The following is a 20,258-nucleotide window of genomic DNA, read 5'->3' on the forward strand; positions in this document are numbered from 1 at the left end:
GTCAAACGCTATAGCGGGTTCTTCCCATACTATGCCTCCGGCAATCGGTCAATAATTTGTAGACGGCTTCGATGGAAGGCGCAAAGGAATAGCGTTTCCCGGCGTACTTTTGCCTTTTTGATCCTTCGGGGTCCATCATCACCGGGGTTTCGGCCCAGTCCAGCAGAGGGATGTCGGTGTATCCGTCACCCACCGCGACGACGCCTCGCACCTGGCCGCCCGCAAGCCGTCTGGCCAGGCGAAGCTTGTCCTCGGACGTGATCAAATAGGAATCGATGCCGGCGACCCGGCCGTTTTCATACCGGAGCTGGTTGGCATAAACGGCTTCAAAACAGCTGCGGATGCGGGCCTTGTGCAGAATGCGTTCGCTCAGGTCCAGCGTTCCACAACTGACGACCACCATGCGCCAGCCGTCGCCGCACAGACGGTGCAGGGTGTCTCTGTCCTGCCGGGAGATGGCGGCGGCGATGGATGCGGCCGTCTTGTCCAGCAGGGGAACGGGGGTACCCTTGAGGCACCGGCCGTAAAAACGCTGATACAGTTTCCGCGTGCGGCCTCCGGTGAACCACTGGCGCCTGTCGGCGTCGATCAGCATGCGCAGCATGCATTTTTGCGGTCGCCAATGCGGCCCCTTGAGCTGATCCAGCCGCAGCCGCATCAGGGTTTGCTCGCTGTCATAAGGGCGCAACGGGTAAAGGGTCCCGTCGAAATCCCAAATGATCATCCCGGGATCTGGCGGCACCGGGGTCATGCAGGCAGGGACTTTACCAGGTTTCCGACAGCCGCAAGGTAGGCGGAAAGTCCCCTGGCAAAAATATCGTTATGGTTGGCGCCGGGAATCTGAAGCAGCTTCTTGTTCTTGGCGGCTGCCGATTCGTAGAGCGCCTCACCGTCGGAGAAGGGAATGATGTGATCGTATTCCGCGTGGATGATCAAGGTCGGCTTGTCGAAACGGCCGATTTTATCGATGTTCCCGAAACCATTTTCTTCTCTGAACCCCAACCTCCGGGCATCGATGCCCAGGAGCGCGAGGAGGGGGGCGGCCAGGGCAAAACCGCTTTCGATGATCAGGGCGTCGATTTCATGTGCGTATCGGCCGGCAAGCTCGAGAGCTGAAGCGCTTCCCAAAGAGCGCCCCATGACGATCAGCGGCCCGCAATATCCCTTTTCTTTCAGCCAGTTTTTGACGAAGGCGAATATGGCATGGCAATCGCGCATCATGGCGGATACGGTCGGGGTCCCGTCTGAGCGACCGTAGCCGCGATAATCAACGGGCATGAAATTGATGCCCAGCCGGTTGTAAACCGGGCCCAGTTCATCGTAGTCGGCCACGATCTCTCCGTTGCCGTGAAAAAAGAGGATGTTGGCGGCGGTTTCCCCGGAGATGTGGAAACGCGCGCCTATGGACACATCCGGTTCCACAGGGATGGGAACGTCAATACCCGGTGACTCGTTCGGGGATAAAGGGTTCTCGGCACGCGGGTGAAACAAAAGCATCGAAACCTCGGGCCTGTCTAAAACGTGATAGTCGTTTGCCGGTTCCGCATTCATGCTGAATCCTTAAATAATTGACCCATCGGGGTGTTTTTAACGTCATCCCAGCGCAGAGGCTGCCCCGGTGTAATGTTGAGCCGGAGCGGGGATCCGGATCATTCGGCTAATCGCTTTCTGGATGCCGGATAAAGTCCGACATGACTTGTTAGGCTATTTAGCTGTCAGGTTGATAGCTCACGACTTGCTATCATCTATGAGCCATGCGCATTTTTCAGCTTGGGCCCATACAATTCACATTCTCTCAAGATCGAAGCTAATGTAGCGCAGGGCTTTGGCCCTGCCAAGATTTTTTTTTACGCCATTTGATATCTTGACATCCAAACAACAATGTTATTATGGATTCGGCATGGTGAATTCGATCCATTTGCTTAAAAATCCGATCATGCAATACGCTTGGGGATCACACACGGCCCTGGCGGAGCTCACCGGCAGACCGGCCCCCAGCGTCCAACCGGAAGCGGAGCTGTGGATGGGGGCGCATCCCAAAGCGCCTTCCACGGTCATCGTTGACGGGGGAGGCGATACCTCACTGCTGAAGCTGATCGATGCGCATCCGGTCGACATCCTGGGTCAAGAAACCGCGGCGGCTTATGGGAACCGGCTGCCGTACCTGTTCAAGGTGCTGGCCATAGAAAAGGCCCTGTCCATTCAAGCCCATCCGGACCTCTCCCAGGCCCGCGACGGATTTCAGCGGGAAAATCGCAGGCAACTCGCCCTGGACGCGCCGGAGCGCAACTACCGGGACGGCAATCACAAACCCGAACTGATATGCGCCCTGACGCCCTTCTGGGCTTTGAACGGTTTTCGGGCGGCGGCGGAGATGGAAACTTACTTGCGTCAAGGGTGTGGCCCCCCCCTCGAAAGCGCATTGGAAAACCTATCCGGGGCGCCCGTTGTAGGCGGCTTGAAGGGCCTTGTCGGCCGGCTTTTGAATATGGGCGCAAAAGAGATATGCGCCATTCTTGACGCAGTTGTCGGCTATGCCCGGGAAAGGCAACCCGGGGATCCGGTTTTCGATTGGGTGATACGGCTGCACGATATGTTTCCAGGGGATATCGGCGCCCTGTTCCCCTGCATATTGAACCTGGTCCGTCTGGAACCCGGCCAGGCCATGTACCTGCCGGCCGGTCAGCTGCATGCCTATCTCGGCGGCGTGGGTGTCGAGCTGATGGCCAATTCGGACAACGTACTCAGGGGCGGGCTGACGTCCAAACACGTGGACGTACCCGAACTGCTTCAAGTTGTTGTTTTCGAGGAACAACCCTTGAAAACGCTTTTTCCCCGCGAAAAAAGTCCTTGTGAAAAGGTGTATGCGACGCCGGCTGAAGAGTTCGAGCTTTCTGTCATCCATCCATCGGATGGATGCGTTTACCGCTCCGGGGGTAAAAGGAGTGCCGAGATTCTGCTGGCAACCGACGGCAGGGTCGCGGTTTTTGACGACACGAAAGACACAACGATAGAACTCGTCAGAGGCATGGCGGCAATCGTGCCCGCATCCGTCGATCGCTACAGCATCAGCGGCCGGGGGACCGTGTACCGTGCGGGGGTGGGGGCTTTATGAAAGAGCGTACCGATTATAAATGACGTCGACATTCATTTATTTGCTTTTTGAGTTCCGCACCATGTAAAACATACCCACCGTTTGAAGCAGCGAGAGCAATACGAAGAACCCGATCCAGGTCGGCAGGCCGGCCACCAGCGGCCTGATCCGTCCCCATGCCCAGTAATCCATTGCCAAAACGAAGACGGCGCCCATCAGGTATACATAGGGGTTGCGGATCCACGCGGGCCGTTTCCAGACAATCCGCTCCTTTCTGCCGAGAAGCAACAGATGGACCCCCCCATAGACTGCAAAGGTGACCAGCATGACCCAGACGACGGGCAGAAAGGGTCCGGCGGCAATTAATTCGAAGTAAAAGAGCAGCATGACGCTTTCGCCGAAGATGATGGAAAAGATGGCCGCTGGGGGGAACAGGTTCTTGAGATAGAGACCGAAAATGACGGTCGGGAAAAGGACGGCCAGGCCGGTGAATGTCTGCGTGGCGATCTGCAGAATGGTGGCGGGCGGTTTATAGGCCAGCAGCAAGCCGGACAGGCTCAGGAAAACAACGAAAAGGCGGCCGCTCAGGCTGGTTTTACCGTTGAATTTGCCCCCGATGGGCAGAATGTCCCTGGTGAAAATGGAGCTCAAGGTTAGCAGTTGGGAGTCCATGGTGGACATCAGAGCGGCCAGTCCGGCGGCGATGACCAGGGCGGCCATGACATCTCCCGATATCAAGGTCATGGTCATGGGCAAAATCTTATCGGCCTCCTTGCCAACCAGGCCGGGGAAGGAGAGGTGCCCCAACACGCCCACTGAGATCGGCAGGAAAAAAACCAGCGTGCATATCAAAGGGTAGAAAAGCATGATTCTGGCTAGGGTGGTCTTGCTTTTGGCGGAAAAAAATCGTTGAAACAGCTGGGGAAACATGGGGTCACAGAAGAACCACAGCATGATAAAGCTGAACCAGATACCGTAGGTGTATTTACCGGTTCCGCCCGGACGGGAGAAAAGCTCGGGGTTGGCAAAGAGTATATGGCGGTTGGCTTCGATAAAACCACCGTGGTGCCGGGCCAGGATTACGAGGGAAGCCAGAAGCAAAAGAAACATGACGACCCCCTGAAAGAGATCGGTCCATGCCACGGCTCTCATCCCGCCGCGCAGGGTGTAGATCAGGATGATGACGGTAACCAGCACACAGCCCCATACGTACGGCAGGCCAACCAGCGCTTCGAGGGCGTAGCCGGCTGCCATGGGCTGCAGGGCTAGGTAGGGAACGGTGAAAACGATCATCACCAGGGAAAACAGGAGGCTCAGCACAGGGCTGCCGTAGAGGTTGCGTATCAGCTCCGGGGGTGTGACCGCCCCGGTCGTTCTGCCGACGTCCCATATCCTTCGCCCGATGATCCAGAAGGTCAGGGCCATGAAGCCGGTACCGAAGCCCATGATCGGGAAAAACGCGTAGCCGTCACGATAGCCCGCTCCCGAAGTGCCGAAGACGGTGAAGGCGGAGAAATTGGTTGCCACCATGGTGCCCAGGAGAATCAGAGAGCCCAACTTGCGGTCCGCCAGAAAATAGGTTTCCGGTGACGATTTCAGGCGGGTTCGTGCAATGAAGCCAATGGCGAGGATAATCAGGAAATAGGCGCTCAGAACAATAAGTTTGGTTATCATTATGAATCTCCAGCCTTGATATAGGTATCGAATAAGAAAAGCCACCCCGATTGAGGTCGGGATGGCTTTCACCTGGCATGACCTGTCATTGAAACGATTGCTTTTTGGGCTGCTTTTACCGTATCGGTGTGCGTTTTGTCAATCCCGGTGTTCCAACTGTGGGGTCAAGGTCGCAGGCGACGGACATGGAAGCTCGAGGGGAAGCACACCCGGTTTTTGATGCGTGGCCGTCAGTCGGTATGATAGTTCGCCGGATCGTTGACAAATGCGTCGAAATCATATGCTGCCAGAAACCTGGATATCATTTCACCGACCTTATCGGCGGTGTCGACCTTGTAGTGGCCCTTCGCATTCCGCCCGGTCATGCGTTTGGCCTGCTCGACGATGGCCTGCAGGGCTTCGGTGGTCATTTCGACGATGACATTGACGGCGATAGTGGTGTCCGGCTGGCTCATGAAGGGTCCCCCTGCATCTTTCACCTGTTTTAAGGGTGGATTTTAACTAGTTTTCGTGATTTGTAATGACCTTTACACAACCACGACCACTGATTGCGTGTCAACTGTCAATTATGAAAAATTTAGGCGAGTATCAGCAAGAGCAACTGGAAGCACTGGCATTGGTCAGAAGCCACCTTGACGGATTGGACGCGGCGTCTCTGGCCGGTCTTGAAGCGCAATGCGCCGATTACCTGTCATTTCGGAAGGAAGTGGATCGATTTTTGGAAACATATTTCAGCGGCATTTGTACAGAAGCCTGCTATCGGAGCGGCATGAGCGCCTGCTGTACGCGGGAGGGCATCATCACCTTCTTTGCAGACGTGGTGGTCAATGCCCTCGCTTCCCCGCGGGAAGCCGTGGAAACCATGCACGCGCGCCTGGTGCAGCCCCATCGGGGAAACAAGTGCCTCTATCTCGGTGAATCAGGATGCCTCTGGCACGTAAAGCCGCTGGTGTGTGCCATGTTTCTATGCGACAGGGCCGAAAACGAGGTGCTGGGAGAGGACCCGCAGCTGTGCAACACATGGGAAGAACTGAAGCGGCGTGAAAAAACCTTTCGTTGGCCCGACCGGGCCGTTCTTTTCGACGACCTGGAGAAGGTGTTCATCGATGCGGGGCATTCGTCGACGCTCATGTACCTGCACAACAGTCCCGGATTGCTTAAAATAAAAAAGTCGGCGCAGAAGAAAAAGGGCTGCCCAGAATAAAAAATGGACAGGGAGACCGGAAAAAAGATCGACCGCCTTTGCGGTAAAGCGCAGGCCCTGATTGCCGTACTGGATTCAGGCTTGGGCGGCCTTTCCGTGTGTGCCGAACTCGAAGGGGAGCTGCGCAGGCATCCTATTTTCCGGCATGCACATCTGTCTTATTTCAATGTCTGGCCGGAAGCGGGTCGTGGCTACAATTCAATGGCGGACGTTGCCGAACGTGTCGAGGTTTTCGACCGTGCCCTGGAATCCGTGAGTACGGCTGAACCGGACATGATTTTGATCGCCTGCAACACGCTTTCGGTGCTGTACAACCGCACGCGTTTCAGTCGTGCGACTCACATACCGGTAGTGGATATCATCGATTACGGCGTGGATATGATTCATGCAGAACTGAAAGCCGTCCCGAAAAGCCAGGTTATCCTTCTGGGGACGCGGACAACGATTTCCGAAGGCGTCCACCAGCGGGCGCTCGTGCAGCAGGGGATAGATCCCGGACGCATTGCGTCCCAGGACTGTCACGGGGTCGCCACCGCAATCGAAAAGGGCCCGCACAGCCCAAGGGTGGCGGACCTGGTCGCGACCTATATGGATGAAGCCATGAAGAAGCTTGACGGACGCCAAGCGGTCTTTGCGGCGCTTTGCTGTACCCATTTCGGCTACAGCCGCGACATCTTCCGGCACGCGCTGCGGAAGCGTCTGACGGTCGATGTAACAATGTTGGATCCGACCCTGGCGATGGGACGGTTTCTGCTGCGGATGGACTGTAACCCGGCATTCGATAGGGGAAGCGTCACCGTCGACGTGCTATCCAAGATAGAGCTGGCGCCTGCCGGCGTTAGGCAGATATCCGCAATTATCAGGCCGCAGGCACCCGCCACGGCTGATGCCCTGGAAAGGTATGTGTATAAACCTGATTTGTTTTAATGCGCCGGGGATTGGAGAAAAAAGGATCCGAGTGAAAGAAAAATGAGCTCATAGCTGACAGGTTAATAGCCCATAGCACGCTCTCAGCTATGAGTTATGCGCTTTTTTCCCCCGGCTCCTTGGCCTCTCAGCTTCCAAGCCTTCAATTTTAGCCGGAGGTGGTTAACTTTTTAAATTGCCTAGTGATGTTAGGAGTACCGCCCGTGAAAAAAGTACTTATTATCACCGGTCCCGCCGGGGATGCCCAGGGTTGGGGGGATCTCGAGGTGACCCGACAGCTGTGCGGCGCCCTAAACACGCTGGACAAAACGGCCGCATTCGTCTTTGTCGAAAGCAGGGAAGATTTCATGCGGGCGATCGAAAACAACGCCTTCGACATCGTATGGAGCGCCCTGTACCACATATCCACCAAGACCGACATTGTCGGGCTGAGCCAAGGTGACGGCCTCTGGGTCGCCGATATGTTGGATGAAAAGGGCATTCCCTATGTCGGCCCCAATGCCCTGACCATGAAGCAGTTGATTCGGAAAGACTGGACCCACAAGATTCTTCAGAAAAGCCATGTGAGCGTGCCCGACAATTTTACGGTCGGCATCGGGGAAGAGATACCGCCGGCGACGTATCCGCTCTTCGTAAAACCCAGCTGTGAGTCCAGGTCCGTAGGCATCAGCGATGACAGCGTTGTCAATGACCGCGGGCAGCTCGAAAAGGCCATCCGGAGCGTTCATGCAGATTTCGAACAGCCCGCGCTTGTGGAAGCGTATCTTCCCGGGGAAGAGTACACGGTGCTGATGCTGTCCAATGGAGAAAACCAGGAATTTTTGCCGGGTATCGTCAAGGTGAATGCCTCCCACTTCGCGCGGTATCCGATCTTGAGGAGCGATTTGAGGGGGGTGGGACTCACCAAGATTCATCGCCCCGAAAAGAAGGTCGCGGAAAGTGTGGATCTTGCCAGGCGGGCGGTCGAAGCGCTGAATTGCCTCGACCATGTACGCATCGACATGCGTGCCGACACGCGCGGAGAACTGAAGATCATCGAAGTAAACGGCATACCCGGGCTCAAGCCTGGAAAAAGCTGGAGCCCTCAAATTTACTCGCTATATCACACCTCTCCCGGCGGTGCCGAAGCGGAATACCGGCAATTGGTGCATTTGATCGTGGCGTCGGGCTTGAGCCGTTACGGTCTATAGCGGTTGCCCCGAATCGTTTGATACGAAATAACGTTCAACATAGGCAGGGATAAATCCCCGTGCTGCATAGCATTCGGCTTGATACCATGTAGTTCGGGGCTTCAGCCCTGAAAAATTGTTAATATGACTTCTACGAATATGCTGAATTGGGAAGAGGGGATCTGGAAGAACGAGAATGCCCCGGAGGCCGATGCAGAGGTGCTGATCGCTTCCGACTGGGCTCCCATCAGGGCTTTCGACCGTGTGATCATGGAGACGCCCGAAGGCGTGTACGGCGATCTTCTGCCGGTTCTGCGTGAAAGCGACCTCAGGATCGTCAACCTGGAGTGCCCCCTGTGCGGCCATAATACGCCGGTTTGGAAAAGCGGTTCCGTTTTGAAGGGCAAGGCAGAGCACGTGCGCGGATTGCGTGTGGTGCCCTTCGAAGTCGTGACCCTGGGAAACAACCATGTTTTCGACTATGGCACAACTGCCTTTGCACAGACCCTGGCGGTGCTGGAGGAAAACGGGATTGCCGCGGTGGGCGCCGGTATGTCGACACGGGAAGCGAAAACGCCGCTGCGATTGGAGGTGAACGGCATCCGTGTCGGCATCGTCAACTTCAGCGAAGGCGAAGACCTCACCGCCGCCACCAACGGCCCCGGTGTTTTTGGATGGGAAGTCGAGGCGGTCGCCGCCGTTATAAACGCAATCAAGGCATCCGTGGACATCGTCATCGTCGTCTGCCACTGCGGCTTGGAATACATTCCCATTCCGCCGCCTTACGTGGCCCGGGCCTTCAGGCATCTGGCCGATGCCGGCGCGCATCTGGTTGTAGGACACCACCCCCACGTGCCGCAGGGTTTGCACATCTACCATCAGGTGCCCATCTGCTACAGCCTGGGCAATTTCGTTTTTTACCAGGAGACCGACCTGCTTTACCGAAAGGTGGGGTTTTTTGTCAAAGCGGGACTGGCCAAAGGAGCGGTCGCCTATCTGAAACTCGTTCCCTACGGCATCAGGAAGGCGGGGCTTCATCTCCTTAACCGTGAAGAACGTCAATGGTTTCTAAAAGAGATGCGCACGGTGTCGATGCCCCTGGACACGCCTGCCGCTATCGAAGATGCTTGGCACGGCTTTTTACATTACTACGGTACGCAAGGGTTGCGCGGTGAAATAGGGATGATCCTGGAAAAAATGCGGGATGAGCCGCGGAAAGGCGCCGCCATGCTCAGAAATCGCCTCACCACCATGCAGCACAACCAGCATTGGATCGACATGCTAACCCGCATCATGAACGACGACCTGGCAACGTCCCCGCAGTGGGCTTACAACCTTGCCGAGAAATGGCTGACCGCAATCACCATGACATAAAGGGTTCGAGAATTCGATGGGCTCAGGGACCAAGTGGATGCAAATTCGCTGTTCGCCTCTTTTCGATTTTGAGTGGCCTGTCTTCACTCTATTGGGAAATGAACATCGAACATCCAACGTCAACTGTGGTTTATTCGCTTCATGTATTCGGGTTTCCTGGGCCATCAGCCAAAGCAGACAGCCAACCGTTCGATGTTCAGCGTTCGATGTTGGACGTTCATCTTAGACCTTCGGCCACTGACTTCTAGGATGTTACCTTCGACCCCCCGACGCCTTTACCTGCCGGGCTTGAAGGCCTTGAACAGAGAGGCATCCATCACGGCTTCATAACCGGTCATTTTAGCTGCCAGCCGTTTGTTTTCATCCACCAGGAGAAAGTTGCCCGTCATCTTGTGTTTGGTGAGATCGGTCACCTCCAGCACGGCGGTGACGCCCTTAGCGGGAAACGTCTCGCAATACTGCCGGTAACTGGCGCAGTAACTGGGCAGGGATACCTGGCCGGTCTCCTCATAGCACCAGACCGTGGCCATCTGGAAGGCGCAGTCCAGAACAAGGGGATCCGCGATCCAGCCGCTTCGCAAGTGTTCCCGGATCCATCGGGAGGGGGATGGCGCCGATGATATCCTGGCGGTCATGCCCCTGGGCGAACAGGATAGGATTTCCTTGATGCCGCGCAGTTCGATACCGTGAAAAAGGATCTCCTCATAGACTTCCCCGGCACTGCGGTGGTATCCGTCCTCCGACAGGAAGCGGCCCAGGTCGACTGACGGCGGTTCCGGCATGGCATCCAGCAAAATAGCTTTTCCGCGGGAGTGAATGACGTCTTTGCCCTCCAGCATGCCGTCCCGAAGTTCGAGACTCACCTCGTAATGGCCATTCTTTCTGCTGGTCTTGCCCGCAAAGAGGCGGATCAATTTCTTTTTGTCGACCAGTTTGACCCCTTTGAGAATGCGCATGTCATCCAGGCCGTGCAGCACCAGACCCGGATTTTCGTGCAGTGCTCCGTGACCGAACCACTCGGTTATCAAGGAGAAGGGGACCACCGGGTTGCCACCGATGACGTGTGACGTCAGGATGGGATAATCATGCGTGTCGATCTCTTTTTTGAACGAGAGCGTCATGGGGGGCTCGTCTTCGGGCACCGCCTTACCTGCCGGCGTCCCTTCAGCCGTGGCTGCATCGACATCGATGGATCGGGAAGGCAGTGACGACCCGATAACGATCTCCACCGGGTCGTTGCCGGACCGGCCCATGGCGGCCACCAGGCTGCGGGCGCCTTCTTTCAGGGGAATGAGGCCTACATGCTGCTTTTTGAAAGCCGTGCGGAGAGCGGGTGTCACCATTCCGCCGTCCCAGGGGCCCCAGTTGACGGCCAGCGTGCGGCACGCGGGGTGCTGCCGCGAAAAGGCGGCAGCCATTTTGTTGAGGGCCTCGTTGGCCATGGCGTAATCCACTTGCCCGGCGTTGCCGATCCTGGCGCTGATGGATGAGAAAATCACCAGGTGTTTCAGCGGGTCGTTTTTAACGCATGACAGCAGGTTGCGGAGCCCGGACACCTTGGTGCCGTAAACCATATCGAACTGTGATGGGCTTTTGTCGACGATCAACCGGTCTTCGATGACGCCCGCTCCGTGAACGATGGCCGTGACAGGGCCCAAGCTGCTGCGAACCGTCTCCAGCGCTTCGGCGACCCGATCATGTTCGCGAACATCCACAGAAAGATACATGGCTCTTGTCCCGAGGGTTTCCAGCTTTTCCAGGGTGGCCCGCACCTCACGGCTGGCCATGTGCCGTACAAACGATTGTTCTATCTCTTTGGGTGAAGCGCCGTTGTTGTTGAATTCATTTTCCAGAATGGCCCGCTTTATAGCGGCCGTGTCGTCAAGCCCGCGCAGCCAGGCGGGTTCCGCGGCCGGCTGGGGAGACCGTCCCATAAGGGCCATGGCGGCGCCCGTCCGTCCGGCCAGTGCTTCGGCCGCTGCGGCGGTCACCCCCCTTGCGCCTCCGGTAACCACGATGACGTCGCCGGCGTCCAGGTCAAGCCGGGAGGGCTCGCTTTCAATTGCTTCGTGCGGCTGGTTTTGCAGGACCGGTGTGCGGCGTTGAGTCGACGTCAGGCCGATTTCCAGGGGGCCGGAGATTGTCGGTTCCATCAGTTCTTCGGCGACCCTGTCGGCGATCGCGGAAAGGTCCTCCCAGAGGGGGTCGATGTCCAGCGCCCGGCAGGTTACCCCGTGCCACTCGAGGGCGGCGGTCTTTGTCAATCCCGCCAGTCCGCCCATAACAGGGTTGTCGATTTCACGGCCCGCGAATCCGAATGCGCCGTCGAGCCTGGTAATCGTGGCAAACAGGAGGTCGTCGCCCCGGTCACCCCGGTGCTTTTCCCGGCGGTCCGGATTTGCGGCGAAGGACTTTGCCAGTTGAAAAGCGCTTTTTAGAAACACGTCTTCGTCCGCTCGATTTTCGAAACGTTCGGGGGCAGGGATGATCAGGCCGGCGGCATCCGTCAACGTCTGCCCGTCCAGAATCAGTGCGGCAGCATCGTCCCGGGACAGGACACAGGCCGCAACCCCGCGCTCACCGAGTGATGCGACAAGGGCGGCGGCGAATGGGCCGCCGTCGTCGAGTAGGTAAAGCTTGCGCCCGGGCCGGAATCGTAAACGGCGGGTTTGGGAACGCAGTGCGTTCTCGACGGTCACGGTCTTCCAGTCGAGGGCGGGCGCCGGTGATTCGGGAGGACCGGCTTCCTGCGCTTGTTCGTTTACCGGCGGTGCGCTTTCCGACCGCCCGGATGAGCGGCCGGAAGCATCGGTTCCGGTGGTCGGCACCCGTGGGGCTTCACCGCGGTGTTCGTCGCCGGCATCGCCTGACTCGCTGAGATGGGCGGAGATCTGTCCGAGGGTTTTCAGACTGCCCATCAGATCCGGGGTTACCTCCGGAAGGCCGGGCATCCGTTCCTCGAGGGTGGACAGGATTTCCACGCGTTTGATGGAATCGATGCCCAGGTCGGCCTCGACGTCCATGTCCATGCTCAGCATTTCCCGCGGGTAGCCGGTCAGTTCGCTGACCACCTGAATCAGGGTTTGTGATATATCCGTCACTTCGGTGGCGGCGGCGAATTCAGCACTACCGGCACGGGAAAGCACATCGCCGGACGAATACACCGGTTGTGCATCGGAGGCGATTCCCCCGATGTGAGCCGCGATTTGTCCCAGTGTTTTCAAGGCCGCCATTGTCTCCGGCTCCATCGGCGGCAAATCGGGCAACCGTTCTTCGAGGGTGGACAAAATTTCGACGCGTTTGATGGAATCGATGCCCAGGTCGGCCTCGATGTCCATGTCCAAGTTCAGCATTTCCACCGGATAGCCGGTCAGATCACTGACGACGTTCAGCAGGGTGGCAGAGGTTGCATCTGACTGATCGGACTGCCTGATATTGTGCGAGATGGAATGGTCGGGTTCGATCTGCGACGCGCTCGATTCGGTCGCCGGCGCCGCTGCAGGGGCATGCCCGCGCCGGGCTTCGACGATTTTCGCAGGGGGTGCGGGGGGCACCTGGGGCCGTTCATGCACACTGCCCGCATCCGGCACGGTGGCCGCCGGCCGACCGGGTTGTGCGGCCGCGATGCCGAGGGATGCTTCCGCAAGGCGCTGAACGCTTTCCATCATGTGCTGCAGGGTGCGGCCGGAGGCGGCTTGGGTCTCCAGAAATTTCTGGTGGGCTTCTGCGGTTCTGGCCTGGAGCGCCCGCATTGATCTCAGTCCCTCGGTGACTGTCTTGAGGGCACTTTCCACATGGGTAGACGGCGTGGTCTGTATGCCGTTCCTGTCTGTATTTTTCATGGCTGGTATTGAAGGCTTGTTCGGGTTTCTGTTGTTAGTGGTGACTGCCGGTGAAGCCGTGGGCACGGCGTTCTCTCCGGTAAAAATCGAGTGCTTGAGCTGTGGCGGCTTCACGGGTTGCCCGACGGCCGGCGGCCCTTCTGCCGCGGTCCGGACAGGCTTTTTTGACGGCAAGGGGGGATGCGGTGGAACCGTTGATTGCCCGTGTGTCTGGTCAACAGGCTTTTCCGGGCGATAGTTGGCGCCGCTCAGCATGACGGTCATGCGCTGCTTTTCAGGGGCGGCGGCTTTTTCTTCCCAGGCGTCTAGAGAAACGGGACAGCCCGTGACGGCAAGCGTGGACAAGGTGCAGGCCAGATCAATGAGGCCGTACTGTCTTCCACCGGAAGCATCCATGGCAACGGCGTGGAATGACTTCTTGGACAGGATGGTTTTGACAAGGTCGGTGAGGACGCTTTTGGGGCCGACTTCCACAAAGGTCCGGATGCCCGCGGCATGCATATTTTCGATCATGGATGTAAAACGGACCGGGTTTACCATCTGCCGGGCCAGTGTTTTCACGGCCTGTTCAGGTGTGGTTTCATAGGGCCGTCCGGTGCTGTTGGCATAGACCGGTATGCTGCCGGAAACGAATTGCGACCTGCGCACCTCCTGTTCGAAGGGGTGTTGTCCCCCCTGAATCAAGGGGCTGTGAAAGGCCGCCGAAACCGGCAGCCGCATGCCGTGAAGCCCTTTTTCCCTCAAGCGTCCCTCGGCACGTTCGATGCCCTCGATGGGGCCGGAAAGTACGGCCTGTTCGGGGCTGTTGAAATTTGCCAGGACGACATCGGGGACGTTACGGATAAGGTTCTCGATCGTTCCAAGGGGCGCCTTGACAGCCAGCATGGTGCCTTCCGGTCCCTTGCCGGCCGCATCTGCCATCGCCTTTCCGCGTACCGCGGACAGACGCATGAATGTTTGCCGGTCGATAAAACCGGCGGCATGCAGGGCGCTGAGTTCACCGTAGCTGTGACCGCATACGGCATCCGGCTTCAGGCCGAAGCGGCCGAGGATGTCGAACATGGCAAGGCTGATGCTGCCGATAGCGGGCTGGGCGATATCGGTGCGGTTCAGCTGCTGCCGTTCTTTCGATTGCGACCTTGAAAAGGGCCGTGGAAAAATGGCGTCACTGACAGCACTGCCGGCATCCATGAGGCTGTCGGCCAGTTCGAGGGCTTCCAGCCCTTCGGGAAAGATAGCGCACAAGTCGCGGCCCATGCCCTGATATTGGCTGCCCTGACCGGGAAAGATGAAAGCGAGGTCACCGGGACACCGGCCCTGCATGTAAAAAATCTGTTTCTCGAGGTGGACTTTCCGGCTGGTTTCGGGACGGTCGATAGCGGCCGCAGCCTGCTTCAGCATCGCTTTGAGACTGTCCCTGTCAACTGCCGGATCTGCGGTCAGTTCGTGAACAAAGGCGAGGCGCAGGGGGGCGTTGGCGGAGAATCGGTTCCGGGTGGCAGCGGCCAGCCGATTGATGTCGAGCCGATGGACGGGCCCGGCATCCACACGGCGCTGCATTTCCGCAAGGCCTTTTTTAAGGTTGTCCTTGTTTTGCGCCGAAAAGGCGAAAATTTCCACCGATCCATCCCAGGACACATCTTTTTTACGGCTGCCGTATTCCTCGAGCACCAGATGAAAGTTGCTGCCGCCGAAACCGAAGGAACTCACGCCGGCGCGCCGCGGGTGTTCCCGATGGGCCAGCCAGGGTCGGTTCTCCGAATTGATGAAGAAGGGCGAGTCTTCGATGTCCAGGTCGGGGTCCGGGGCAACGGCCTTCAGGGTAGGGGGCAGCACCTTGTTTTTTAGGGCCAGTGCCGCCTTGATGATCCCGGCGGCACCGGCTGCCGCTTTGGTGTGGCCGATCATCGATTTGACGGAACCGACAGCGATGGGGCTGTTTCCGGCAATCGCGCCGAATGCCGTTTTCAGCGCGTTCAGTTCGACTTTGTCCCCCACACGGGTGCCGGTGCCGTGGGCTTCCACAAGGCCGACGGTGGCCGGTTCAACGCCTGCATTTTCATAGGCCCTGCGGAGGGCCTTGGCCTGTCCTTCGGCATTCGGGGCGTAAATGCTTTGCGACTTTCCGTCGCTGGAACTGCCCATGCCCTTGATAACGGCGTAGATGTTGTCGCCATCCTGTTCGGCCCGGTCGAGGCTTTTCAACACGAGCATGCCGAGGCCTTCCCCCAGAACCGTGCCGTCCGCATCTTTCGAAAAAGGACGGATGTCGCCGGTTTTGGAAAGGATCATGGTTTTCGAAAAGCACATGTGCATGAAGATGTCGTTGATGGTGTCCACGCCGCCGGTAACCACCATGTCACTGCTGCCGGACTGCAGTTCCAGCATGGCTAAGTGGACGGCGCTCATGGAACTCGCGCAGGCGGCATCCACGACGCAGTTTGTTCCGCCAAGGTCGAGGCGGTTGCAGATCCTTCCGGCAACGACATTTCCCAAAAGCCCCGGAAAAGAGTTTTCCTGCCAGGGAACATAGGCGTCGGCAATGCGTTGAACAATATTTTCGACCGATCCCGGGTCGAGTCCCTCCTTTTGCATAGCGTCCCGCCAAATAGGGTGCCCCAGCCTGGAACCCAGAGGAATAACCATTTCCTGGGTCCCGGTGACCCCTAGTACGACACTGGTGCGATCACGGTCGAACTCGCGTCCCGAATGGCCATAGCCGGCGTCCAGGAGGGCGTCCCTGGCGGTTACGAGCGCCAGGAGTTGGGAGGTGTCGGTGGCTTCAATCGTAGCGGGGGGAATGCCGAACTCGGACGGGTCGAAGGCGATGTGAGGCAAGAAACCGCCGCGTCGGCAATAAACCAGATCGGCTTTCCCGGGTTCCTGACTGAAGTAGGCCTCCGTGGACCAGTGCGTATCGGGGATGTCGCCGATGGCGTCTCTGCCGCGGGACAGAAGCTGCCAGAACGCCTTGAGTCCCGGGGACCGGGGGAAGAGACACCCCATCCCGATAATGGCGATGGGCATGTTTTGTATATGATTCGAATCGGTTTCGTTTTTAGGCATCATTCTTTCCAAGCCTGCCGCATGCGTTGCGGCGTTTTTCCAATTCCGGAACAGGGAACCGCTTTAAATTTTAATATATATATCACAAACAGCGTGTGATCAAGGATTAGGTAAAAATTTAAAGTTGTCAAATTGATATAACAACTATATAATCACACAGGTTTCAAATAGATGCAGTCAGATGAAAATATGTTTATTTGGATCATCCTCAATAGTTGAAACGCTCAGTTGAGCCGTATACACCCCTTGAACTGCATGGCGGTTGGCTGAAAAATGGTAACCTTTTATTCAAACCGGGATATCAGCGAACGGCTTGGGATCCGTTTGACCAAGTGGAAACGCTGGTCGCGTGAATTTTTACCGCCGGACCCCCTGGGTGGCCTGCGCTCTGGTTATGCGCGTCAATACAGTATCGATCAGGCGTTTATCGTGTTTCTCGGCGGACACCTCGTGGCGGATATGCATTTTTCGATACCGGAGGCCAAAAAGATCGCTGCGGATTTGGCCGGCTGGTTCGAAAAACAGGGACCCCTGGTCGACCGCTCCGGAAATGGGTCGCAAGCAAATTCATCCCATCCATGGCCCAAAGACACGGCGGTCACCATATACAGACGCGCTCCTAAGGACCTACATCAGGCTCAAACCGACAGCGGCTTTTTTTACGTCCAAAGGACGTGTCTGGCCGACGAAGGCTTTGAAAAGGGCGGGCCCCGTGTCCGCAGGGAAACCTATCGTGAAGAGGTGATACCGTCCGCATCGGGAGCGGTGCCCGGCGATGCAGGAGAAACCCTTGAAAAAATAGACGGGCGCATATTGTATGCGAGCCAGTTGAGGAACCGCTTCGTAAACAAGTTGCTGGGTACTGCCCCGGCGTGAGGCTGCAATGCCAACACAACCTGTCAAATGGGTTTGCTGAATCAGCGGCCTCAGGCAGAGCCTTCCAGTATGAGGAAAACCCCTCGAAGGGGCCTGCGCTGCCGTCGGCGCCGATTTGTTACAAGATTTTTTTCTCTGTTTTTTATATTTCTGTTGAGCAGATATGATACCGGCAAAGGCAAGCAACCCGAGGAACCCGCTAACCCAATGAACTCAATGAACCCGTCGACCCACGTTGGGCCTTACGTGGTGCCCATCAGTTTGCGAATCTCAGACAGGGGTTTGGGCGGGTAGTCCAGCGCATGTCGCGGCAGGGCGACCCCCTGCATCGTCAGCTGGCTCGCCCGAAGGAGTGTGGCGGCCCCCAGCATGAGATTCATGGCGACTTCCGCGGTATGGCGGTTGTCCGTTCGTTCGAGAAGGGTCCCTTTCGTCCAGGCGTTGAAGGCCCCGATGGAGGGGCCGCACCATACCTGATAGTCCATTTGACGCGTCGGCTCACCGCTGTTGGCCCAATTCGACGACTGGCCCAGATACGATCGGAACACGAGCGCCATTTTGTGCCGGGGATCGGCGGCCGCTTTTTCAATCTGGGACGGATCGCGGGTCTCGAAAAAGCGACGGGTCCGGCGCCATTGCTCGTCGAAGGAGCATCGGAAGTAATCACGTTCCAGAGCCATGCGTTCCTTTTCAGGAATCGATGCATAATTGGGGTGGCGTGTATATAGGTCATACAGTTTTGCCGCCTTCAGGGGAAACATGGTACCTCTTTTCAACACCTGGACCTTGACACCCATTTCAAACATGTCCGCCGCGGGAGCCATGGCGACATCCGCCTGACCGGCTTCGGCCAGCATTTTTCTGACCGTGTCCGATGTACCCGCCTCGACACAGGCCTGATTGATGCTGCCGGTCAGCACATAGGCCGCCCCCATGGAAAAGGCGGCCGCCGCGGCACTGGGTGTGGCGATGCCGCCGCCGAGGCCCACATGCAGGGGCGTTGTGAACCCGTGCTTATCGGCCATCTGATTGCGCAGCGCAAGAATGGTCGGCAGGAGCGTCAAGGCCGGGCGATTGTCGGTGTGCCCACCGGAGTCGGCCTCGGCCGTAACGATGTCGGCCATGGGCACGAAAGGCGACAGATCCGCTTCCGTTCTGGAAATAAGCCCCTGCTCCACCAGGCGGTCTACTATTTTTACCGGCGGAGGCGAGAAGAATCTTCGGGCGACCTCTTCACGGGATATTTTCCCCACGATACGGTTGGGGCAGACGACGGTGCCGGAAGGGTCACGGTGGATGCCTTTTAAACGGTAGTACACGAGTGGCGGCGTCAAATCCATATAAGCGGATGCACTGATCAGTTTTATGCCGTGGTCCAGATAGAGTTCCACCGTCTTGAATTCGAGTTCCGGGTCCCCGGGGCTGTGGATGAGGTTGAAGCCGTAGGGCATGTTTTCCCCGCGGCGTTTGAGCTCGACGGCAGCCTGTTCGATGGCGGTAACGTCGAGGCCTGCGGCGCCGAAGAAACCGATCGCGCCTGCGCGTCCGGCCGCTTCCACCATATCCACCGATGTGATGGCATTGGCCATGGCGCCGACAACGTAGGCGTAGCGCACCCCCAGGGCCGCTTTGAGATCGGGATCCCCCAGAGATTCCGGCGTCAGGGGAGGGACGACGGCCACTAGCGGCTGTGCCGTTTCAGGCCGTTCCAGGGGTGAAAGATGAACATTGCCGTGGTGCGCGATGTGGATACCGCCGTTCTGCTCGATCAGATAGACCGGCTCACGGACCTCCTGAAGGGCTGCGGCAATGATCTTTTCATAGGGCTCCGGCCTGATGTCGCCGCCATCCCAGTATCCCAATATGGTGTGATGACCCATGTAAAATATAGAGACCTTATCCTTAGCTATTAAACATTACGGTTCGAGGTTTTCCAACGTTAAGCCAACGGCAAGATGCCTTTCAAGGATAAACGCCCTGCAGGACAGATGCATGGCGTTTATCCTCTGGGGTGAAATCTTGCATGCATCTTTTTTAGATGGCTGCGGGCAACGTGCGTATATATCTGTGTCGTCGAAATGTCAACATGGCCCAGCATAACCTGTACGACCCTGAGATCGGCGCCCCCTTCTAACAGGTGACTGGCGAAGGAGTGGCGCAGCGTGTGCGGGGTGATGTTTTTGGCAATGCCCGCCTTAAGTGCATATTTTTTCAAAAGCTTCCAGAACCCTTGACGGGTCATGGGCCTGCCGGCTCTGGCGACAAAGAGGTACGCACTGCTGTATGTCTTCAAAAGCACGGGCCGGGCATGTTCCGTGTAGCGCCGGAGACTTTCGCCTGCATAACGGCCGAAAGGCACGACGCGCTCCTTTGAACCTTTTCCGAAGACGCGGGTGAATCCCGCTTCGAGGTTGACATCCTGGAGTTTCAGGCCGGTCAGTTCCGAAACCCTCAACCCGGCGGCGTACATGAGCTCGATCATGGCCGCGTCCCGGATCCCGACAGGTCTTTCCCTGTCGGGCGCGCTCAGGAGGGATTCGACCTCGCGCAAGGACAATACATCCGGCAGTTTCTGCCCCCGTTTGGGAAGTTCCACCACCTGGGTAGGGTTGCTTTCAATTATTTTCTCCTGTCTCAGAAACCTGAAAAATCCCCTGATGGTGACCAGGTGCCGTGCCCGCGAACCGGTTCCCAGACCGGAAGCCCGCAGGTGTATGAGGTATTGCAGGACTACCGCCGTGTCGACGGCGGCTATGGTGTCGACTTTCGCTTCACTTTTCAGATATGACAAAAACCTGGCCATGTCCCGGCTGTAGGATTCGATGGTTTTTTCGGCCAGGCCTTTTTCGACGAGGATATAATTGAAATAGCGGTCGACGAGTTGGTCGAGAGAAGGTGGCATGACAACCTTTTCCAATCGAATGAAATAATAGTAGATGCCTTGGCCCATAGGACCAGGATTTCAATACACGATTAAAGTCGGATGATGCCGGAATCCGGCATCGTCGATCACTCAAACCCAGTCCGAGCTA

The 20,258-nt window shown here is 57.4% G+C and carries 13 protein-coding genes; 6 read left to right on the forward strand and 7 right to left on the reverse strand.

Translation table 11 applies throughout. From position 1 onward, the window contains the following. Position 1: 1 nt before the first annotated feature. Positions 2 to 724: a haloacid dehalogenase-like hydrolase gene (locus tag LJE94_01365; protein ID MCG6908754.1), complete on the reverse strand. Its 723-nt coding sequence runs from the start codon at positions 722 to 724 to the stop codon at positions 2 to 4. Between the two features lie 23 nt (positions 725 to 747). Further along, positions 748 to 1,551, reverse strand: coding sequence for an alpha/beta hydrolase (locus LJE94_01370; protein MCG6908755.1), 804 nt, complete (start codon positions 1,549 to 1,551; stop codon positions 748 to 750). 349 nt (positions 1,552 to 1,900) lie between these two features. Between LJE94_01370 and manA the strand changes: the two genes are divergently transcribed. Next, positions 1,901 to 3,115: a mannose-6-phosphate isomerase, class I gene (gene manA, locus LJE94_01375; GenBank protein MCG6908756.1), complete on the forward strand. Its 1,215-nt coding sequence runs from the start codon at positions 1,901 to 1,903 to the stop codon at positions 3,113 to 3,115. Positions 3,116 to 3,151: 36 nt separating this feature from the next. On the opposite strand, the gene LJE94_01380 is transcribed toward manA, so the two are convergent. Next, positions 3,152 to 4,768: a sodium:solute symporter family protein gene (locus LJE94_01380; GenBank protein ID MCG6908757.1), complete on the reverse strand. Its 1,617-nt coding sequence runs from the start codon at positions 4,766 to 4,768 to the stop codon at positions 3,152 to 3,154. A 230-nt stretch (positions 4,769 to 4,998) separates the two neighbouring features. Further along, positions 4,999 to 5,223: a hypothetical protein gene (locus LJE94_01385; GenBank protein ID MCG6908758.1), complete on the reverse strand. Its 225-nt coding sequence runs from the start codon at positions 5,221 to 5,223 to the stop codon at positions 4,999 to 5,001. A 113-nt stretch (positions 5,224 to 5,336) separates the two neighbouring features. Between LJE94_01385 and LJE94_01390 the strand changes: the two genes are divergently transcribed. The 4 genes from LJE94_01390 to LJE94_01405 all read left to right on the forward strand — a co-directional run bounded on the left by LJE94_01390 (position 5,337) and on the right by LJE94_01405 (position 9,442). Next, on the forward strand, positions 5,337 to 5,972 hold the full coding sequence (locus LJE94_01390) for a hypothetical protein (protein ID MCG6908759.1): 636 nt from the start codon (positions 5,337 to 5,339) through the stop codon (positions 5,970 to 5,972). A 3-nt stretch (positions 5,973 to 5,975) separates the two neighbouring features. Continuing rightward, the gene (locus LJE94_01395; protein ID MCG6908760.1) at positions 5,976 to 6,899 is read left to right on the forward strand and encodes an aspartate/glutamate racemase family protein; all 924 of its coding nucleotides are present in this window, start codon (positions 5,976 to 5,978) and stop codon (positions 6,897 to 6,899) included. Positions 6,900 to 7,102: 203 nt separating this feature from the next. Beyond that, on the forward strand, positions 7,103 to 8,089 hold the full coding sequence (locus LJE94_01400; GenBank protein MCG6908761.1) for an ATP-grasp domain-containing protein: 987 nt from the start codon (positions 7,103 to 7,105) through the stop codon (positions 8,087 to 8,089). A 123-nt stretch (positions 8,090 to 8,212) separates the two neighbouring features. Continuing rightward, the gene (locus tag LJE94_01405) at positions 8,213 to 9,442 is read left to right on the forward strand and encodes a CapA family protein (protein MCG6908762.1); all 1,230 of its coding nucleotides are present in this window, start codon (positions 8,213 to 8,215) and stop codon (positions 9,440 to 9,442) included. A gap of 275 nt (positions 9,443 to 9,717) precedes the next feature. On the opposite strand, the gene LJE94_01410 is transcribed toward LJE94_01405, so the two are convergent. Further along, a complete protein-coding gene (locus LJE94_01410; protein MCG6908763.1) occupies positions 9,718 to 16,353 on the reverse strand; it encodes an SDR family NAD(P)-dependent oxidoreductase in 6,636 nt (2,211 codons plus the stop codon). 270 nt (positions 16,354 to 16,623) lie between these two features. Between LJE94_01410 and LJE94_01415 the strand changes: the two genes are divergently transcribed. Further along, positions 16,624 to 17,226: a hypothetical protein gene (locus LJE94_01415; GenBank protein ID MCG6908764.1), complete on the forward strand. Its 603-nt coding sequence runs from the start codon at positions 16,624 to 16,626 to the stop codon at positions 17,224 to 17,226. A gap of 242 nt (positions 17,227 to 17,468) precedes the next feature. Here LJE94_01415 and LJE94_01420 read toward each other — a convergent pair whose 3' ends face one another. Together LJE94_01420 and xerD are read right to left on the reverse strand one after the other, a co-directional pair. Further along, positions 17,469 to 19,106, reverse strand: coding sequence for a PfaD family polyunsaturated fatty acid/polyketide biosynthesis protein (locus tag LJE94_01420; GenBank protein MCG6908765.1), 1,638 nt, complete (start codon positions 19,104 to 19,106; stop codon positions 17,469 to 17,471). 119 nt (positions 19,107 to 19,225) lie between these two features. Then, a complete protein-coding gene (gene xerD, locus LJE94_01425) occupies positions 19,226 to 20,128 on the reverse strand; it encodes a site-specific tyrosine recombinase XerD (protein MCG6908766.1) in 903 nt (300 codons plus the stop codon). Between the last annotated feature and the right edge of the window lie 130 nt (positions 20,129 to 20,258).

It is taken from the genome of Deltaproteobacteria bacterium, assembly GCA_022340465.1.
In the GTDB taxonomy this organism is placed as follows: domain Bacteria; phylum Desulfobacterota; class Desulfobacteria; order Desulfobacterales; family B30-G6; genus JAJDNW01.

Coding starts and splice junctions, on each gene's coding strand:
- LJE94_01365 (MCG6908754.1), bottom strand. CDS start 724: ATGATCATTTGGGATTTCGACGGGACCCTTTACCCGTTGCGCCCTTAT.
- LJE94_01370 (MCG6908755.1), bottom strand. CDS start 1,551: ATGAATGCGGAACCGGCAAACGACTATCACGTTTTAGACAGGCCCGAG.
- manA (MCG6908756.1), top strand. CDS start 1,901: ATGGTGAATTCGATCCATTTGCTTAAAAATCCGATCATGCAATACGCT.
- LJE94_01380 (MCG6908757.1), bottom strand. CDS start 4,768: ATGATAACCAAACTTATTGTTCTGAGCGCCTATTTCCTGATTATCCTC.
- LJE94_01385 (MCG6908758.1), bottom strand. CDS start 5,223: ATGAGCCAGCCGGACACCACTATCGCCGTCAATGTCATCGTCGAAATG.
- LJE94_01390 (MCG6908759.1), top strand. CDS start 5,337: ATGAAAAATTTAGGCGAGTATCAGCAAGAGCAACTGGAAGCACTGGCA.
- LJE94_01395 (MCG6908760.1), top strand. CDS start 5,976: ATGGACAGGGAGACCGGAAAAAAGATCGACCGCCTTTGCGGTAAAGCG.
- LJE94_01405 (MCG6908762.1), top strand. CDS start 8,213: ATGACTTCTACGAATATGCTGAATTGGGAAGAGGGGATCTGGAAGAAC.
- LJE94_01410 (MCG6908763.1), bottom strand. CDS start 16,353: ATGATGCCTAAAAACGAAACCGATTCGAATCATATACAAAACATGCCC.
- LJE94_01415 (MCG6908764.1), top strand. CDS start 16,624: ATGGTAACCTTTTATTCAAACCGGGATATCAGCGAACGGCTTGGGATC.
- LJE94_01420 (MCG6908765.1), bottom strand. CDS start 19,106: ATGGGTCATCACACCATATTGGGATACTGGGATGGCGGCGACATCAGG.
- xerD (MCG6908766.1), bottom strand. CDS start 20,128: ATGCCACCTTCTCTCGACCAACTCGTCGACCGCTATTTCAATTATATC.